Annotated in this window: 12 protein-coding genes, 1 other RNA gene and 1 pseudogene; 2 read left to right on the top strand and 12 right to left on the bottom strand. The window is 49.8% G+C overall.

The annotated features are described in order from the left end of the window. Positions 1 to 111 precede the first annotated feature (111 nt). Positions 112 to 873 carry a substrate-binding periplasmic protein gene (locus ACZRJQ_RS19090; protein WP_463979886.1) on the top strand — a complete coding sequence of 254 codons (762 nt, stop codon included), beginning with the start codon at positions 112 to 114 and terminating at the stop codon, positions 871 to 873. On the opposite strand, the gene ACZRJQ_RS19085 is transcribed toward ACZRJQ_RS19090, so the two are convergent. From ACZRJQ_RS19085 to ACZRJQ_RS19060, 6 genes are all read right to left on the bottom strand, one after another. Next, entirely contained in the window at positions 863 to 2,428 is a 1,566-nt protein-coding gene (locus ACZRJQ_RS19085) for a methyl-accepting chemotaxis protein (RefSeq protein WP_463979885.1), read from the bottom strand. The two genes, ACZRJQ_RS19090 and ACZRJQ_RS19085, sit on opposite strands and share 11 nt — an antisense overlap. 802 nt (positions 2,429 to 3,230) lie before the next feature. After that, an RNA gene (gene ffs / locus ACZRJQ_RS19080) (signal recognition particle sRNA small type) lies at positions 3,231 to 3,327 on the bottom strand. 240 nt (positions 3,328 to 3,567) lie between these two features. After that, positions 3,568 to 5,928: an NAD-dependent DNA ligase LigA gene (gene ligA, locus ACZRJQ_RS19075; protein WP_463979884.1), complete on the bottom strand. Its 2,361-nt coding sequence runs from the start codon at positions 5,926 to 5,928 to the stop codon at positions 3,568 to 3,570. A gap of 101 nt (positions 5,929 to 6,029) precedes the next feature. Further along, positions 6,030 to 6,908, bottom strand: a complete 879-nt coding sequence (zipA, locus tag ACZRJQ_RS19070) for a cell division protein ZipA (protein ID WP_463979883.1) — start codon at positions 6,906 to 6,908, stop codon at positions 6,030 to 6,032. 259 nt (positions 6,909 to 7,167) lie between these two features. Next, the gene (gene smc / locus ACZRJQ_RS19065) at positions 7,168 to 10,656 is read right to left on the bottom strand and encodes a chromosome segregation protein SMC (protein WP_463979882.1); all 3,489 of its coding nucleotides are present in this window, start codon (positions 10,654 to 10,656) and stop codon (positions 7,168 to 7,170) included. Positions 10,657 to 10,658: 2 nt separating this feature from the next. Further along, entirely contained in the window at positions 10,659 to 11,318 is a 660-nt protein-coding gene (locus ACZRJQ_RS19060; RefSeq protein ID WP_463979881.1) for a GntR family transcriptional regulator, read from the bottom strand. Positions 11,319 to 11,457: 139 nt separating this feature from the next. Here ACZRJQ_RS19060 and ACZRJQ_RS19055 point away from each other — a divergent pair. Then, positions 11,458 to 11,995 (top strand): annotated as a pseudogene (locus ACZRJQ_RS19055) (transposase); the annotation flags it as partial. A 629-nt stretch (positions 11,996 to 12,624) separates the two neighbouring features. Here ACZRJQ_RS19055 and asd read toward each other — a convergent pair. The 6 genes from asd to ACZRJQ_RS19025 all read right to left on the bottom strand — a co-directional run bounded on the left by asd (position 12,625) and on the right by ACZRJQ_RS19025 (position 17,642). After that, positions 12,625 to 13,734 carry an aspartate-semialdehyde dehydrogenase gene (gene asd, locus ACZRJQ_RS19050; RefSeq protein WP_463979880.1) on the bottom strand — a complete coding sequence of 370 codons (1,110 nt, stop codon included), beginning with the start codon at positions 13,732 to 13,734 and terminating at the stop codon, positions 12,625 to 12,627. A gap of 94 nt (positions 13,735 to 13,828) precedes the next feature. Continuing rightward, on the bottom strand, positions 13,829 to 14,860 hold the full coding sequence (locus ACZRJQ_RS19045; RefSeq protein WP_463979879.1) for a fatty acid desaturase family protein: 1,032 nt from the start codon (positions 14,858 to 14,860) through the stop codon (positions 13,829 to 13,831). 60 nt (positions 14,861 to 14,920) lie between these two features. Then, the gene (locus ACZRJQ_RS19040) at positions 14,921 to 15,376 is read right to left on the bottom strand and encodes a hypothetical protein (protein WP_463979878.1); all 456 of its coding nucleotides are present in this window, start codon (positions 15,374 to 15,376) and stop codon (positions 14,921 to 14,923) included. Positions 15,377 to 15,562: 186 nt separating this feature from the next. Then, entirely contained in the window at positions 15,563 to 16,204 is a 642-nt protein-coding gene (locus ACZRJQ_RS19035) for a type III PLP-dependent enzyme domain-containing protein (RefSeq protein ID WP_463979877.1), read from the bottom strand. Positions 16,205 to 16,440: 236 nt separating this feature from the next. Continuing rightward, positions 16,441 to 17,211: an ATP-grasp domain-containing protein gene (locus tag ACZRJQ_RS19030; protein WP_463979876.1), complete on the bottom strand. Its 771-nt coding sequence runs from the start codon at positions 17,209 to 17,211 to the stop codon at positions 16,441 to 16,443. A gap of 101 nt (positions 17,212 to 17,312) precedes the next feature. Further along, complete coding sequence (locus tag ACZRJQ_RS19025; protein WP_463979875.1) at positions 17,313 to 17,642, bottom strand: hypothetical protein; 330 nt, start codon at positions 17,640 to 17,642, stop codon at positions 17,313 to 17,315. Positions 17,643 to 18,063 lie beyond the last annotated feature (421 nt).

The raw sequence follows: 18,063 nt of genomic DNA, 5'->3' as shown, positions 1-18,063 counted from the left end.
GCTAATGCTATCGGAGCAAGGCAAAAATTGCATCCGATGTACTCGCCTAATCTGACTATGCTGCTCTCTGGCAAGCTATTTAACTCTCTCAGGCACCTTGCTGGAGACTTTATGCGCTTAATTGCGTGCGCTTTGATGCTAGTGGCGCTGCACTGCCAGGCACGGCCCGAACCTTTGCGCTTCTCGATTGCTGACAGTTGGGCCATGCCTATGGTGCAGATCGAGAACGACCAACCGACTCAGGGGATCATGTTCGACATGATGCTGAGCCTTGCCCGACATGTTGGGCAGCCTGCCGAGTTCCATGTACTTGCCCGGGCGCGCTTACAAAATGCACTGCTGCATGGCGAAGTGGACGTCAGGTGCTTTGTTGCCCAGTCCTGGGTAGCAGACACGGCTGGGGATTACATTTGGAGCTTGCCGTTTATTGAGCAACGCGATGTTCTGGTTAGCCAGCGCAAAATGATGCGTCCGGTCAATCCACACACTTTGACCCATCAGCCCATTGGCACCGTGCTCAACTACATTTACCCATCGTTGCAGCCGCTATTCGATGCAGGCCAATTGCAGCGAGACGATGCGCGAAGCCAAGAGCAAGTGCTGCAAATGCTCAGGGCTGGGCGCTTTGACTACGCCGTGAGTAATCAGTGGACGCTTGACTGGTTCAATCAGCACCTCAAGCCCGAGCAACAGCTGCAGGCTGTGGCGGTGCTGCAAGAACAGACCTTGGGCTGCCTGATTAGAAACGACCCCAAGCTACCGATTCAAAAAATCCTTGGGGCTCTGGCCCAGATGAAAAACAGTGGCGAAATCGAACAGATTATTTTGCGGCACACCTCACCCGCCGATTTCGCAGCGCAACCTACCGATTAAAACGCGCCACCAACGCCCGTAGCCCAGTCGATATTCGCTCCAGCTCAGCGCCTCGAATGACCGCTGCATTGGCATTTTGTGCAGTGTTTTGCACGGTTTGCGCCACATTGTTGATTTGTCGTGACACATCTTCCGCTACGTAGGTCTGCTCTTGGGAAGCCGCAGCCATTTGTTGGCTCATGTCGGTGATGCGCTCCACGGCCTCGCGAATGCCTTGCAAAGCGTTCTGCGCCTCCAGCACCTGACGAACGCCCTGCTCAGCTTCTTCAATGCCCAAACTGGCAATTTGAACAGCATCGTTAGCGCCCGCTTGCAGGCTTTCGATGATGCCCTGAATTTGCCCTGTTGATTCGCGGGTCTTGCCAGCCAGCGCGCGCACTTCGTCTGCCACCACTGCAAATCCACGACCTTGCTCACCGGCGCGAGCTGCTTCGATGGCAGCATTTAACGCCAGCAAGTTAGTTTGATCCGCAATGGCACGAATCATCTCAGCAGCCGCCATGATGGCTTGGGTTTGACCCGCCAGATTACCCACAGCGTTATTAATCTGACTGACTGTATTGGCCAACAACTGGATTGCATCACGGGTGGTGCCTGCCACCTGACTGCCCTGCTCAGCCAGTTGATTGGCCGTATTGGCCTCGACAGCCGTTTGCTGCACATGCGCCGCCACCTCTGTGATAGACGCTGCCATTTCGGTCATGGCAGCGGCAGTCATGTCGGTTTCTGCCCGTTGTTGGAGCAACGCCTTTTCGGTGTCGCTGGACAACTGACTGGAATCAGCCGCCGCCTCGGCCATCTGATTGGCCAGATCCAGCAGGCGGGTGAGCGCGGTTTTAAGGCGCGCCTCCTCGCTGATTAAAATCATCTGCAATTGTGCGACCGGCCCCTGAGTGTCGCTGTAAACCATCGCACTCACTGAATCAGAGAATGAGTCTGGAACACCTTTAACCACGCGCTTGATCTGCCGCCCCACACGGCTATGCCCCCAAACGCCCACCCCCACAAACAAAGCCGCCGTAACACTCTGTGCCATCCAGCCAGGTAACCAGTAAGCACTGGCGATTGACACGGCTGCTGCCGCCACCGGCAGCGCCAACACACTCAGAAACTGCGTCGCCTGAGTTAACGTCGACGCGCCAGACTTGCCATCACGCAGACGCGCATAAAGCGCCTCAGCGCGTGCAACCTGCTCGCGAGTCGGTTTGACGCGTACCGACTCGTAGCCCACCACGCGATTGGCTTCAAGAATCGGGGTTACGTAAGCACTGACCCAATAGAAATTACCGTTCTTACAGCGGTTCTTCACAACCCCCATCCAGCTGTGCCCGGCTTTGAGATAGCGCCACATAAGCTCGAACACAGCCGCGGGCATATCCGGGTGGCGCACAAGGTTGTGCGTGCTGCCAATCAGCTCACTCTGAGTAAAACCGCTCATGGCAGCGAAATCAGCATTGCAGTACGTGATGTGACTATGAGTATCGGTGGCCGATATCAGCCGCTGATGCTCCGGAAAAGTTTGTTCAACACCGGTCACCGGAAGATTAATACGCACGGTTAAATTCCATCTGAGATCAGCCCACCTTTGCGCACTGAGATAAAAAACAAATCACCCATAAAACTGCTCACACAATGATTAAATATGAGATTTTAATAATCGGACAGGCGATGTTATCCATTGGCCGGCAACCAGCAACGGTTAGAAGACACTTAAAGAGTGACGTTATTTTACGAGCTAAATTCTATTTTGCAAGAAACCACGCACCCACAGTCAGATGTCAACTCTCGCCAGAACATTCACGCATGACTGCCTACCTCACTTAAACGATGTTCAGCACCTTGCAGAAACACTTCTCATTAACCAAACCCGCAAAAGCCCCGGGCTAGAGAGCCCGCGACACATAGCGTCATGCAGACAGAAAAAACTGTGTTTTTAAGAATCGTCTTAAATACATTCCATACTTAACCTTTTAAAGTAATAACTCTATTAACTTTTAACTGGTATTCACTAAGTCAACACACCCATAAAAAATAACTAAGCACTTACATCAGCCCTTAATACGACACCTATAAGTGGCACCCACATACTAAACCGCCGGTATGGAGCATTCCATAACGGCCAATTAGCGTGCATAAAAAAGGCCTGGGTAATTCCGCACCGCCTTACTTTAATCAATTCAATTAATAGTTGATTTTTTATGGCGCGCACAATAAATCGCAACAGAGCCTAGAGCGCTATTGAGAAAGCGGAGATAAATAGACGCCACGAACGCGCTGACTGCGCTTCGATTCAAAATTTAAGAATTTTTGTTTTGACCCAAAACCCTGCTCATTTGAGGGCTTTGAAATGGAGGCAACCCCACCAGCCACACCCCGGCACACAATGTTCCCGCTGTGGCTGCTTCCTTCCGGATCTGACCAGGTTCACGGGTAATCGTTGCGGAGGGACCGATAGGGTCACCATAACAACATCCGCCTAGCAGCGAACGGCGCCATTGTACCTGTCTGACGAAAAGTTACAACCGCTGCTGCAAGAATAAAAAAATGAATAGGCTCAAGCACTTGGATCTAAACCCAATCATGGGTCATGCAGCCCGAAAAACAGCTCGACGCGTACCGCAATAGCCGAAGGCTGCGCATGATGGCGCAGCCTTCGCAAAACGTGCCCGATCAGATGAGACAGCGGGCACGGCCTCAGCCTGCGGCAACGCCCTGCTCGTTCAAGAACGCCACAAACGCCTCTTCATCCAACACCTTAAGCCCCAACTCATTGGCCTTGACCAACTTTGATCCCGCTCCCGGCCCGGCGACGACACAATGGGTCTTGCCCGAAACCGAGCCCGAGACTTTAGCGCCAAGGCCTTCGAGCTTGTCTTTGGCGATATCGCGGCTCATCAATTCCAACGAGCCCGTCAACACCCACGTCTGCCCTGCCAGCGGCAAACCTTCGACGACCTTTTTCTCGCTTTGCCAGTGCATGCCGAAGTCTCGCAACTGCGCTTCGATTGCCAATGCCGTCTGAGCATTGTCAGGATTGTCGAAAAACTCACGCACAGCCTTGGCTTGCTTTTCAGGCAGCGCTTGGCGCATATCAAGCCAATCCGCCTCGATCACTGCCTGCAGGGAGCCAAATTTTTCGGCCAACTTTTGCGCACCGCCTGGTCCAACGAACGGAATATGCAGTTTATCGATCAAGCCACCCAAGGTTGCGCTGGCCGCAAACTCAGCACTTAACTCACCTTGATCCTGCAACTCAAGGCCACGCGCCAGCAATTGGGAGATCACTTGCTGATTATGTGCATCGTTGAAAAAGCTATGGATCTCGTGAGCGACTTCAAGCCCTACATCCGGCAAATAGGTCAACACTTGCGGCAATGCGCGCTGCACGCGCTCCAACGAGGCCAACGAGCGCGCCAGCACCTTGGCCGTCTCTTCGCCTACATCTGGAATGCCCAAAGCATAAATGAACCGCGCAAGCCCGGGGCGTTTGCTGTCAGCAATAGCAGCCAACAGATTTTTGCTCGACAGCTCAGCAAACCCTTCCAGATCCACAATCTGTTCAAAGGTGAGGGTGTACAGATCAGCAGGCGAGCGAACCAGGCCCTCATCCACCAACTGCTCGACCGATTTTTCACCCAACCCTTCAATATCCATCGCCCGGCGCGACACAAAGTGAATGATGGCCTGCTTAAGCTGAGCACCACAGGCCAAGCGCCCGACACACCGATAGACAGCGCCTTCGCTGACTGTTTCGCGGCCTTTGCTGCGCTTGATCAACTGCGTACGTTCAACGTGCGAACCGCATACCGGGCAACTCTCAGGAATATGCACGGCGCGAGCATGCTCAGGACGACGCTCCAGCACCACTTGCACCACTTGCGGAATTACATCACCCGCACGGCGGATAATCACCGTGTCGCCAATCATCAGCCCCAAGCGCGCCACTTCGTCCATGTTGTGCAAGGTTGCATTCGAGACCGTAACCCCAGCCACCTTGACCGGCTTGAGCCGTGCCACTGGCGTAACCGCCCCCGTGCGACCGACCTGGAACTCCACATCCAGCAGCTCGGTCAGCTCTTCCATGGCCGGGAATTTATGTGCAATTGCCCAACGCGGCTCGCGCGCCCTAAAGCCCAACTCGCGCTGCGAAGCCAAGCTGTTGACCTTGAACACAACACCATCGATTTCATAAGGCAATGAGGCTCGGCGCTCGCCGATATCACGGTAGTACTCCAGACATTCAGCAATGCCCTTTGCCAGCTTCAACTCATGGCTAATGGGCATACCCCATTCCTGCAACTGCTTGAGGTTGCCGATGTGCGTGTGTGAAAACTCTTCAGAGACCTGCCCTAACCCGTAGCAGCAAAATTCCAGCGGGCGACTCGCTGTGATTTTCGAATCCAGCTGACGCAAACTGCCTGCAGCGGCGTTGCGCGGATTAGCAAACGGCTTGGCACCGGCGGCCAGCTGCGTCTCGTTGAGACGTTCAAAGCCGGCCTTGGACATGAACACTTCGCCGCGCACCTCTAACACCTGCGGCCAGCCACTGCCATGCAACTTGAGCGGAATGTTACGCACCGTCCGTACGTTGACACTAATGTCTTCGCCCGTAGTGCCATCACCCCGAGTGGCACCGCGCACCAATACACCATTCTGATACAGCAAACTAACGGCGAGCCCATCGAGCTTGGGCTCGCAGCTGTATTCCACTTCGGCACCGCCACCAAACAGATCGCCCGCCGGTAAATCGAGACCTTCGCTGACACGGCGATCAAACTCACGCATGTCTGTTTCATCAAAGGCGTTGCCCAGGCTCAGCATGGGCACTTCGTGACGCACTTGCGTAAACGCCGCCAATGCAGCACTGCCGACACGCTGAGTCGGTGAGTCAGCCGTCACCAGCTCCGGGTGCTCAGCTTCGAGCGCCTTGAGTTCACGAAACAGACGATCGTACTCGGCGTCAGGAATGCTCGGCTCGTCAAGCACGTGGTAACGGTAGTTATGCTGATCCAGTTCAGCACGCAGCTCTAGAATTCGGGTATTAGCGGCGGTCATCGGGGGCGTTCTCTCACAAAGCAAAAGAGCAGCCGTGGCTGCTCAGTGCGTTAAATCATCTGCTATCAAGGCAGAAGCCGGCAAGCCGACTCCTACATATTTCAGCGTTTCTGAGTCAGGGCGCGGCGCTCAAATTCAACGATACGCTGACGATAGTGCTCAATAGTCTGAGCCGTCAAAACACTGCGCTGATCGTCCTTGAGCTCACCATTGAGTTCTTGGGACAGTTTGCGGGCAGCCGCCACCATTACATCAAACGCTTGCTTGGGGTGACGTGGGCCAGGCAAACCCAAGAAGAAACTCACCGCTGGCGTGCTGAACAAATCAATATCGTCCAGATCAAATACGCCCGGCTTGACGGCGTTAGCCATAGAGAACAGAACCTCGCCATTGCCAGCCATGCTTTCGTGGCGATGGAAAATGTCCATCTCACCAAAACGCAAACCGCTTTCCAGAATGTTCTGTAGCAAGGCCGGGCCTTTGAAACCAGCAGGATCACGACTGATGACACTGATCACCAGCACTTCCTCTGCAGCCTGAACAGGCTCTTTTGCTTCTACAGCCGTCGACACGCTTGGGCTGGAGCGGGTGCGTGACTTGGTTTCAGCAGGGAAATCATCATCGCGCGCGCTGATGCTCGGGCCGTCATCATCCAGATCAAGATTGAGGTTCAGGTCGCCTTGGCTCGGCTCGCTACCACGCTTGCTGCGCTTGGAGCCTTTGTCGCGGGCAGTCATGCTCACGGAAGGCAAGTCATGTTCGTCCAACTGAGGCTCTTTATGCGTGGGCGTATCCAGAACCCGTGGCGGGCCCAACAGCTCAGCGCTGGTGTCCTCATCCGGGACATTGGAAAAGCTGCGATCAAGCCGAAACTTGAGCTTGCCCTTGCCGCCACGCATGCGGCGCCAGCCATCAAAAAGAATACCGGCGATGACCACTATGCCGATGACGATCAGCCACTCGCGCAGACCGATTTCCATGTAATCCCGTGCCCCTAAAAAATGATTCTATAAAAGAAGAGCCTAAAGCCCTTTAAAACGTGGCGCCAACTCTATGTTCTGAATGGCGTTTTGCCCACGTACAAAAAAATTAGACGTTAAATTAGCACGACCAAAGATAACTTTACACCGTCTGTCGCATTGAGCTAGATCGATATAGCCATTTGCCTGTACGCCAAATCAGTTTTAATCCTTGGAAATTTCCTTAAACAAGAAAATTCTGGCCTTACTTGCTTATAGCTCAAGCGTCGACCATTGCCATTGCCTCCTCAACATCAACTGCCACCAAACGGGAGCAGCCCGGCTCGTGCATGGTTACGCCCATCAATTGATCAGCCATTTCCATGGCGATCTTGTTGTGCGTGATGTAGATAAATTGCACCGTCTGCGACATCTCTTTTACCAACCGGGCATAACGCCCCACGTTGGCATCATCAAGTGGCGCATCCACTTCATCGAGCATACAAAACGGTGCAGGGTTGAGTTTAAAAATGGCAAAAACCAATGCCAATGCCGTCAACGCTTTTTCCCCGCCAGACAGCAAATGAATCGTGCTGTTCTTCTTGCCCGGCGGCCGCGCCATGATCGTTACCCCTGTATCGAGTAGATCTTCGCCCGTCAGTTCCAAATAAGCGCTGCCACCACCGAAAACTTTTGGAAAAAGCGCCTGTAATCCACCATTTATCTGATCAAAGGTGTCTTTGAAGCGACTACGGGTTTCTTTATCAATTTTGCGAATAACGTTTTCGAGGGTATCAAGTGCTTCAACCAAATCGGCATCTTGAGCATCCAGATAACGCTTACGCTCCGATTGCTGCTGATATTCATCAATGGCCGCCAAGTTAATCGCGCCCAATCGCTGAATTCGCGCAGCAATGCGTTCTAATTCCTCTTGCGCTTGCTGCTCATTGACTTCATTGCTCAAGGTGGCGAGCACCCCGTGCAAGTCATAGCCGTCTGCCAGTAATTGATCATGTAGCGCCGTGCGCCGAACGGTCAGCGCTTGCCATTCCATACGCTGCTGCTCTAACTGGCCGCGGATTAGTTGCGATTGTTGCTCAGCCTGATTACGGCGCTTTTCTGCATCACGCAGTTCACGGTCAGCATCTTCAAGCGCTAACTGCGCAACTTTAAGCTCTTCGTCCACGCTCAAACGCTTGTCGAGCAACTCTTCAAGTTTGAGACGTAGCTCTTCAAGGGGTGCCTCACCCTCTTCTAGGTTAAGCGTGAGTTGCTCGCGCTTTTCAGCCAGCCGTTCGGACTGTAACTCCAGGCGCTCAAGCGCTTGGCGCGTCGAATCGTACTGCGCTTTTAGCGAGCCCAGGCGTACAGCCAACTGATGAGCATGATCCTTGTGCTGTCGCGCCTCCTGACGCACCCGATCAAGACGCTCGCGCAGGCTGTCACGCTGCGCCAACAACAGTTCGCGCTGCTCGGTATCGGTGGCCATTGCATCCAGCGCATCCTGCAATTGCAGGCGCGCCTCACCTACCTGCTCATGCTCAACCGCACGCTGCTCGCCCAGCTCAGCCAACTCTTCGTCCAAACGGCGACGGCGCAACGTTAACTGCTCAACCTTGGCTTTGCTGGCAGACAACTTGGCGTTGATGTCACCTTGCTGGCGGGCTTCATCTTGCAAGCGACGACGCACCTGCTCGCGCGCGTCTTCCTGAACCAATTGCTGCTCGCGCAAGTGTTGCAACTGCTCCTCAAGCGTTGCCAGCGTGGCCTCACGCTCATCGCGTTCAAGCCCCAATCGTTGAATTTCCTGAGCACGGGCCAAGACACCGCTTTCAGCTTCACTGGCGCGGCGCACCCGCAAAAAGTTGCGCCCTACCCAGTAACCATCACGACTGATCAAGCTTTGACCATCGGCCAACTGCCCGCGTAAAGCCAGCGCTTGCTCAAGACTTTCTACTGGCTTGACCTGCCCCAACCAAGGCGAAAGGTCAAAATCGGCGTCAACCTTGTCCAGCAAACTGCCTGCGCTGCGATTGCCTTGCGAGCCAGCACTGAACAGGCGCAAATCGCCCTGTGCAAAGTCCGACAAACTCAGTTGAGCAAAATCATCAACCAGTACCGCCTGCAAGTCAGCACCCAGCACCGTTTCAACGGCCAGTTCCCAGCCAGCCTCAACCCGCAAGCCCTCGGCCAATCGCGGACGCTCGGCCAACTGCTGCTCGCGCAACCATTGCGCAGCACCGGCGCCCGGATCAAGCGCTGCTTGCTGCAACGCTTCGAGTGAAGCTAAACGCCCGTTGAGCCTTTGCAGTTCACCCTGAGCCTGTTGCTGGCCCTGAGTCGCCTGCTGCAAATCATGGCGAAGCTGCTCTAGCCGTTCAACCAATTGCTCTTCGCTGGCATGCAACTCTTCTTGGGCCAGTTCACTGGTGGCTAGTTGTTCGCTCAGCTCAAGAATGGCGGCATCTTCGGGGTCAGCCGCCAGTAAAGCGCGCTCTTCAGCCAAGCGGCGCTGACGCTCAGCCACGCGCTCCATGCTGGTTTCAAGTTGCTGGATGCGCGCCTGCAAAACCTCGGACTGGCGCTGCGGCTCTGCTGAGCGCAGGTTGAAGTTGTCCCACTGCTCCTGCCATGCGTGCATGGTGACTTCAGACTCTTCCAGCGCAGCGGCCGCTTCTTCGGCGGCCGCACTGGTGATCTCTTGCTCAGGCTCAAGCATCGCCAACTCTTCGCCGAGCGTGGCGAGCATTGTACGGTCGTGGCCCAAATGCGATTCGGTTTCAAGGCGCGAGCGCTCGGCTTCGCGCAAGTCATCTTGCAACTGACGCAAACGCTGTTGGCCGTGCTGAATGCTTTGCTCAACGCGGGCAATGTCACCGCCCACCGAATAGAAGCGCCCTTGCACCAAATTGAAGCGCTCTGACAGATCATGGTGCCCATCACGCAAGCGTTCGATGCTGGCATCGGCGTTACGCTGCTCGGCAACCAATGCCTCAAAGCTGACTTCCTGATTGCCAATGATCGCTTCGCGCTGGCCCACTTGTTCGTTTAGCGCTTGCCAACGCAAGGCCGACAACTGGGCTTTGAGTTGACGCTCTTCAGCTTTGTATTCCTGATACTTTTCGGCCGCCTGAGCCTGTCGATGCAAGCGCTCAAGCTGGCGACCCAGCTCTTCACGCAGGTCGGTCAAACGTGCAAGGTTTTCGTGCGTTCGACGAATTCGACTTTCGGTCTCGCGACGACGCTCCTTGTACTTGGAGATGCCCGCCGCTTCTTCAATGAAGTTGCGCAGGTCTTCAGGCTTGGACTCGATCAACTTGGAGATCATGCCTTGTTCGATGATCGAGTAACTGCGCGGCCCCAACCCCGTACCAAGAAAAATATCGGTGATGTCACGCCGACGGCATTTAGTGCCGTTCAGGTAATACGTGGTCTGGCTGTCGCGGGTGACTTTACGTCGGATCGAAATCTCGGCGTAGGCCGCGTACTCGCCCAGCAAAGTGCCGTCAGAATTATCAAATACCAGTTCAATACTGGCCTGACTCACCGGTTTGCGGGTAGTGGAGCCATTGAAGATGACATCGGTCATCGACTCGCCGCGCAGGTTTTTAGCCGAGCTTTCACCCATCACCCAGCGCACAGCGTCGATAATGTTCGATTTGCCGCAGCCGTTAGGGCCTACAACCGCCGCCATGTTGCTCGGAAAGTTAACCGTTGTGGGATCAACGAAAGACTTGAAACCCGCCAGCTTGATGCACTTGAGCCGCACGCTTAGGCAACCGTCAAGGCAGACAACACCAGGTCACAACTGCGTTGCGCATAGCGGCTGAGCACCACACGAACTTGTGGCAGGTCGCGCGCCATTACCGCTTCAAGCAGTTGCGCAAACAACCCCAAAAACTCGCTCATCTCGGCTTTGCGCTGTTCCAGTGCCAAGTAGTAGGCACGGCTCATGGCCGGGTGCAGGTTTTCGACGGTTTCTTGCAGGTACGGGTTATTCGCAAACGGGTACGCAGCGCGCATCACATTGAAGCTGTCTTCAACAAAAGCGCTGATGTCCTGACGCTCATAGCTGGCGCTCAGGCGCTGCTGGATTTGCAAAAACGGCCCCAAATCGGCCGCCACTGCCCAGCGTTGGGCAACGGCGTTGCCCAGCAAAATGTACATCTCGCTCATCAGCGTACACAGGCTCTGCACCTTGTGTGCCGTCAGCTCTGTGACATGAGCGCCACGTCGCGGGAGGATAGCGATCAGATGTCGACGTTCCAGAATCAGCAAAGCTTCGCGCACAGAGCCACGGCTGACATTGAGCGCCAGCGTCACTTTCTGCTCTTGAATGCGTTCCCCAGGCTTTAGCTCGCCGCGAATAATACGTTCGGCGAGGTGATGAGCAATTTGCTCGGCGAGGCTATCCGGCGCCTTGAACGTCATGTTTTACCTTCAAAAATCTTTGATCAGTGCAAGCGGCGCAGTGTAACTCACTTGATAGGCGCTAGTGTGCAGTCTCAGCAATAAGATCTCCGCCTGACTGGCTATACATGTGCAGTCAGCCAGCACTAGAAGATTGCCCGTGAACTCGCAGGACATTACCCTCGCCCCAGAAGAATTTGCCGAACTCAGCCGTCGCGTCAGATCTGCCACCATCCACCAACGTGATGGTCGTCGAGCGCGTGTGATTTTATTAGCCGCGCAAGGTTGTTCGCGCGTCGAAATAGCAAGCTGGTGGGGTTTTCATTGTGCTCAGTCGGCGTTTTTCAGAGCTGGGTTTGGAGGGACTGCATAACAACCCTCCTCGTTACCAGCAGATGCTTTGGCCCGCGTGATCGAGCAAGTGGTTAAACCGCCCATTGGACAACCTCGCTGGAGTCACCGAAGCATGGCGCGGTCGCAGGCATTTCACCAGCCAGTGTCCAGAGGATAATGGGCTGCTAACGATATAAAACCGCACCTGACACGTACTTCCAAACGGTCCAATGATCCGAACTTCGAAGATAAGTTTTGGGACGTCATCGGGCTGTCCTTAACCGCCCGATAAAGCGCTGTCGCTCTGCTGCGATGAGAAGAGCCAGGTTAAGGTGCTTGAACGCACCCAGCCTGGCTTGCCTTTGGCGAAATGCACAGCCGACACGGTATGTATGGAGTGCGAAAGGGGAAGACATATTGAATAAGATCCAGCGCGTCCGCGAGACGATGGCTTCACTGGCGCGTAGGGCCAATAGCTCTGGGACAGCACAACTTATATAAACCAGATAGCTATCGAGGATTTGCTTAAAAAACACTCTTATGATTATCGCTATTGCTATTGCTATTGCTATTGGGTTTACGCCCAATATGATAGTCACCACTATCGCCAGCTCAATATAAGCTAATGGGTAAATCATTAAGCCCCAGCTTATAAAGTTGCTGAGATTTATACCCGCCAGATCATTTCTTGCTTGCTTGCTTGCTTGCTTGCTTGCTTGCTTCAACTTCCCAGAAGCAAAAAGCTCTGGGAAGTTTTTTGCGTCACAAATGAATAAAATTACTGTAACTGATGTAAATATTAACAAACACACAAGAAAAGGACTTGGTTTTTTGAGTAATGTTTCCGATTAAAAGCATTGAATACGCAACTACTGCGCACCACCCGTAGATTGACGCAGCCTATGTATTTACGCATATTTATTGAGCGCTATTATTTAATTATTCATCGTTATAACGCATCAAGCCGGACGACCGGTTCATTGCAGCCTCATGTTTATACAATCAATATTCTCAGAATTCTGCGCAAGGGTTCGGCTGCACCCCAAAGTAGCTGATCCCCTACAGTGAATACTGAATATATAGATTCATCATTAAATCCGAGTTTTTTAAATCGGCCTACTCCAATCTTTAGCGTTCCAGCAATAGCAGCCGGGGTCAGTTTATGCACAGTTTCGGTTTTGCTGTTGGCCACATACTCAACCCATTCGTTTGAATTAGAAATTATTTCTGAAAATTCTTTATCGCTCAAATCACGCTTCAACTTTATTGTGATAGCCGCGCTGTGGCACCGTACGACTCCTACTCTCACACAAATACCATTAACTTTTATTGTTCCTTCAGGCAGGCCTAAAATCTTGTTTGCTTCAACTTCACCCTTCCATTCCTCCCTACTATTGCCATCACCAAGATCAGTATCGATCCATGGAATAACGCTGCCTAGTAAGGGAGCGCCGAATTCAGGTGTGGGATTTCCACTACTACGGATAAGCTTTGTGGTTTCTTGAACTAAAGGAAGAACTGAAGAATTGTTTATTAAATTTTCAGGTAAATTATTACTAAGATAACGTGTTTCTTCGATCAGCTCTCGCACACTAGCAGCTCCAGCGCCAGATGCTGATTGGTATGTCATAAGACTCATCCACTCAACCAAATTTGCTTGAAACAGTCCTGCCAAGCCTATCAAACTTAAAGTTATGGAACAGTTACCGCCAACAAAAAGTTTGCAGCCTTCTTTTATGGAAGAATTAATCTCTCTGTGGTTTACTGGGTCGAGAATTATACAGGCCTCTTCATTCATCCTTAAAGCAGAGGCCGCATCAATCCAATACCCATTCCACCCTTTTTCTCTCAATGAATGGTATACGGCCTTAGTGTACTCACCTCCTTGACACGTTACTATGATATCCATCTCACCCAACTCAAGATGATTATAAGCATCTTTAAGTTCGTGTGCTTTTCCTGATATTTTCGGTCCTGTACCACCAATGCTAGAAGTACTAAAAAAATATGGCTCCATGTATTGAAAATCGTCCTCTTCAAACATTCTTTCCATAAGCACTGAGCCTACCATCCCCCGCCAGCCAACGAACCCTACTTTTTTCATGTAATACCTCTTTATATTTAATGTAATAAAGACCTTAATGATGGAGATCAAACAGCATGATTAAGGGGCTTTAATCATGCTGTGGCTACATTTTCTACCTTGGCATACACGTAGCATCTGCTCTATGGGTGATTCGTCCTGAAATGACGTCCCGGAAGAATTGAGTATATGAGGTCTCTACAATTTGTAATTGTGGCTTGATCAATTCATGAACAAACTTTAAATTACACATTGGAACGCCGTGGTGAAAGTGATGAGCTGCATGAATATGATTTCCATTAACAAACCAAGCAGCCAACCAGTTTGTTTTTATAGTCCTAGTATTTTCCAAAACATCAGGAACTGTTTGGGTATTAAGTCCATAGTGCTCTGGCATTTCAATCATAAAATGAGCACCCTCAGCAATAATTAAGGTGGGCAGCCACCATGCTAGAGCTATTAACCAAGTGTTGAAGCACAAAGACAGAGCCATGCTTAATATTACCAATGCGGCATAGATTAGATATTCTTGTTTTATATGTCTCTGTGCTAAATTTTTGGATATACCTTCAATTTTTGAGCCATTCAAAGCACAGACTAAAATTAACCCTACTTTTTTATACCTGTTTAAATCAAAAAATGCTGCCAAGAAACCAGGTATCGAATTTAGATTATTAAATCTGTAATTGAAGTGCTCCATATTGCGATCTGTACCAAGATAAGCATGATGCCGTAGGTGGTCATACCGATAATGAGAATGGGAACTCAACATAAATGCCCCGGCAGTTACGCCGAGTAAACGATTTAGAAAAGGAGACTTAAAAGCATGGTGATGCAAACATTCGTGCTGCAGTTCAATAAGATGAGCATACATAAGTCCGCACAATATAAAGCCAACACCCCCCATCAATAATGAATACCATGTGAGCTTTACACTTAGAGCGAAATCTATACTTAGCCATCCGCACCCTATCAAAGTTAAAGCCAACAGGTTTTTACTTAAAAACAAAACAGGTTTTCTCTCAAAGTACTCTCTTGGTAACGTTCTGCGTATATCATTACCCTTCACTGGAGCTAATTGTACATCTGCGCTACCTTCTAAATCCCCAGATAAAGAGTCAGAAAGCTTGAATTCTGGACTTTGCATACGTAGCCTCTTATTATTTTAGTTTAATAGTGCACTTCTAATAAATTCACATTGACTAAATTAAGTTTTATCTGGCAACGGCAGTTCATTTTGCACGATTTGATCTAATGTCTGACGTGAACGTATCACATGGTAGTTACCGTTACTGTTACGAAAAACCTCCGCAGCTTCAGGATAAGAGTTAAAGTTTTTCACACTCATACTCGCAGCGTAACCGCCTGTTCGTTCAATGACCAGAAAGTCATCAACTTTAGCCGAGGCGAGCAGTATGGATTTAAACATTTCAGTATTACCAGATTCAGGTGTCAAGCTATCGCCTGCTATACAGCAGTGCCCACATACCATCTGCTCATAAGCCACATCATTTTGAGTTGTGCCGTCTTCATTAACTACAACGAGCGGGTGAGTTGCACCATAATAAGATGGGCGCATAACTTCAGTAAGGCCGGCATCAATCTTAATGAATGTATAGCCTTTTTCACCTGTATTAGTAATATCGATTACACGTGCGATCACCGACCCAGCAAGCGCGACTAGCGCTGTACCTGGTTCAACCTCTAGCTTGATTTTTCTTGAGGTGTCCTGAAAGAAACTTTCTAAGTATCCTTTAATCCGATCCCCAACGGCATGATGATCGTAATTACTATCTGCATTAAGTGCCGTTATTTTATAACCGCCACCAAGATTCAGTACTGTTACTGATTAGATTTTTTGACAGAAACCCAATGCCCGTATGACAGTTTTCTCCAATATCTCAGAATCGTGCCCTGATCCAATATGAATGTGAATTCTCTTAATTATAAGACCGTATTCAGATGCTATTGCTATAGCTTCATCGAGTTGTTCAAACCATAATCCAAAGCTTGAATGAGGGCCGCCACTCGTTAACTTTTGAACCAATCCAGATCCAAACCCGGGATTAATCCGTAAAGAAACCTCCGAATTTGGAAAGCATTGACCGTACTTAATAAGTTGTTGGAGTGATCCTGCATCATATTCCATACCTGAATTACAAAGACTTTCCCATGGGCCGGAAATTTCTTGCGCAGTAATGAGAATTTTGGAGGGTTGAATGCCAGCATTAACACATCGTTGTGCTTCCCATACAGAACTCACGTCAAATGATGCGCCTAGTGTGTCAAACACTCTTAATATTGCAGCGTTAGGGTTGGCTTTCACTGAGTAGCGTACAGTCAGACCATATGCACTTGGTATGCTTTTAAAATAATCGTAATTTCTACTTATAGTTTCTTGATCATATACAAAAAGTGGCGTTCCAAATCTACCTGCTAATTTAGGTATGTCTTTAGGAGGTAGAAATTTCAGCTCTTCTAATTCAAACATGTACTTTCCCTCAAGAGTGATTAACCACACTTACTTACAACCCCGCGTACTCCCTTACAATTACTTTGCCGACAACTTAATTCTATAGCCTATGCTACATCTTATATTTGTGCTTTTACTGGCCTCATGCCTTCTTACACTCGAGCGAAATTGCAAGCTATTAGCGGCCAGCTCAAATCAAGACCATATTATTGATACCAGACTTTATAACTTCATAGGCATTCATAAGTTCCTGTTTAGTCTTTCCTACAATATGTAGCCACACCTATTGAACTGCTCAAGTCAATTGTTTTATATATAACATCGCCCCGATCAAATTTTAAGCTGTAATTTATAATGTTCGAACATTGCTTCAAGGTATTCTCTACGTTCGATTCTTTTACTATTCCACCTTTTCCTGCTGACAAATACATCTGCAGTGCCGCTTTCTTGTAAGGATACGGGGTACCAATTTTCACCATAAAAGCTTTAGGCAATATATAGCTTTCAAGTGTTATTTGTGCTTGATCATAGCCCAAACAAGCATGGTTAAATGTCGGCTCTAAAGCACCCGATATTCTAGAAGCTGACTCTACAACGACAGAGCCTTTTTTGGTGATGATAACTTCAGTATGCTCTGCATCATATTTTATTTCTAATGCATCTAGAATTAGAAATACATAATTGGATAAATCGCTGTATTCGATCGATTGGCTGCCAATAAGAAAGTTTTTATCGTATACACTGGCGTATCCAGGCAGCGGTACTTTTTCTGCACGCCATATATCTGCCACATAATGTTTTCCTTCACGGCTCACCGTATTCACAAAGTACTCCGTGCCGTTTAAATAGCTTTGTGCTAATAGCTCTCTATTTATACTTCCTATATTATTTTCGACACCGATAATAGCTCCGTATGCATTTTCAACGTCTTGTACTGTGTGGCAAAAATGCACGCCATTAGTGCCGGCACTGTCAAGAGGTTTCAATACGACAGGGAGTCCATGCTCCGCTTCTAAAAATCCCAACAAGTCATCTAGACTTATTGGACTTTATGTATTTTGGTACAGTTATATTTGCGCTTTCAAGTACGAGTACCATAATATATTTGTCGCGTCTTGCAGCACTTTTACCAATACCGTTTGTATCGAAACTCAAAGTGGCTACTTAGTTGATCAGCTAATAACACCCCAGGCTCTATGCCTGCAATGATCTCTAATAACTTTACTCTCAGGCTCTCACAAGCGCCTAGTATTTCTCCTATCGTTTCTTTAAGGCCTCCTTCATGCGTTATGCAATAATCATATTTTTCTAGGCCCATTAATTTTAATCTAGGTAAAGATCTAGAAGTGCCTTGTATATAAAAACACACTAGACCCGCAGACTTAATGTATTCGCGAAAAACTCGAGCAGGGCCGTAGGCATCTACGACAATTATTGCTTTTTGAGTTTTACGCATAAATTATTTATCCTAAATCTGGAACATTTCATATACTTCCAAAAACTTACAACCCTCAGCCAAATATTTTTATTAAACTTACATAGGCCCTGCGCTGTAGATCTTTAAGAAGAACCAGCACCACAGTAATCCAATACTCCAACCACTACATGCCAGCCCCTCCAACCTTACACATTCAACTTTTTTAATCAATTCAGAAGGTTCCGTAATTCATGAATGAAAATTCTTTAGATACTTCACCAAACCAAATCGCAATGTTAACAGTGCCTTAACAGATAGATGCTTACTCAAGCACACTCTGACGAGCCCCCCCCAACTACGCACTAGTGTGCTGTTCTCGAAATAACTTTTCTGCGGTCTTGGCTACACTTCCTCTGTCATTCAGCGCTCGGGGGAACGCAAGTGAACGCCCAAGAGATTG

Source organism: Pseudomonas sp. E315 (genome assembly GCF_055406205.1).
Note: the sequence above shows the minus strand (reverse complement) of the source record. Positions and strands in the feature narration are given on the sequence as shown.

Excerpts from the sequence above, each read along its gene's own strand:
- zipA (WP_463979883.1), bottom strand. The coding sequence starts at position 6,908 with ATGGAAATCGGTCTGCGCGAGTGGCTGATCGTCATCGGCATAGTGGTC.
- ACZRJQ_RS19060 (WP_463979881.1), bottom strand. The coding sequence starts at position 11,318 with ATGACGTTCAAGGCGCCGGATAGCCTCGCCGAGCAAATTGCTCATCAC.
- ACZRJQ_RS19090 (WP_463979886.1), top strand. The coding sequence starts at position 112 with ATGCGCTTAATTGCGTGCGCTTTGATGCTAGTGGCGCTGCACTGCCAG.
- ligA (WP_463979884.1), bottom strand. The coding sequence starts at position 5,928 with ATGACCGCCGCTAATACCCGAATTCTAGAGCTGCGTGCTGAACTGGAT.
- asd (WP_463979880.1), bottom strand. The coding sequence starts at position 13,734 with ATGAAAAAAGTAGGGTTCGTTGGCTGGCGGGGGATGGTAGGCTCAGTG.
- ACZRJQ_RS19025 (WP_463979875.1), bottom strand. The coding sequence starts at position 17,642 with ATGCGTAAAACTCAAAAAGCAATAATTGTCGTAGATGCCTACGGCCCT.
- ACZRJQ_RS19035 (WP_463979877.1), bottom strand. The coding sequence starts at position 16,204 with ATGTTTGAATTAGAAGAGCTGAAATTTCTACCTCCTAAAGACATACCT.
- ACZRJQ_RS19045 (WP_463979879.1), bottom strand. The coding sequence starts at position 14,860 with ATGCAAAGTCCAGAATTCAAGCTTTCTGACTCTTTATCTGGGGATTTA.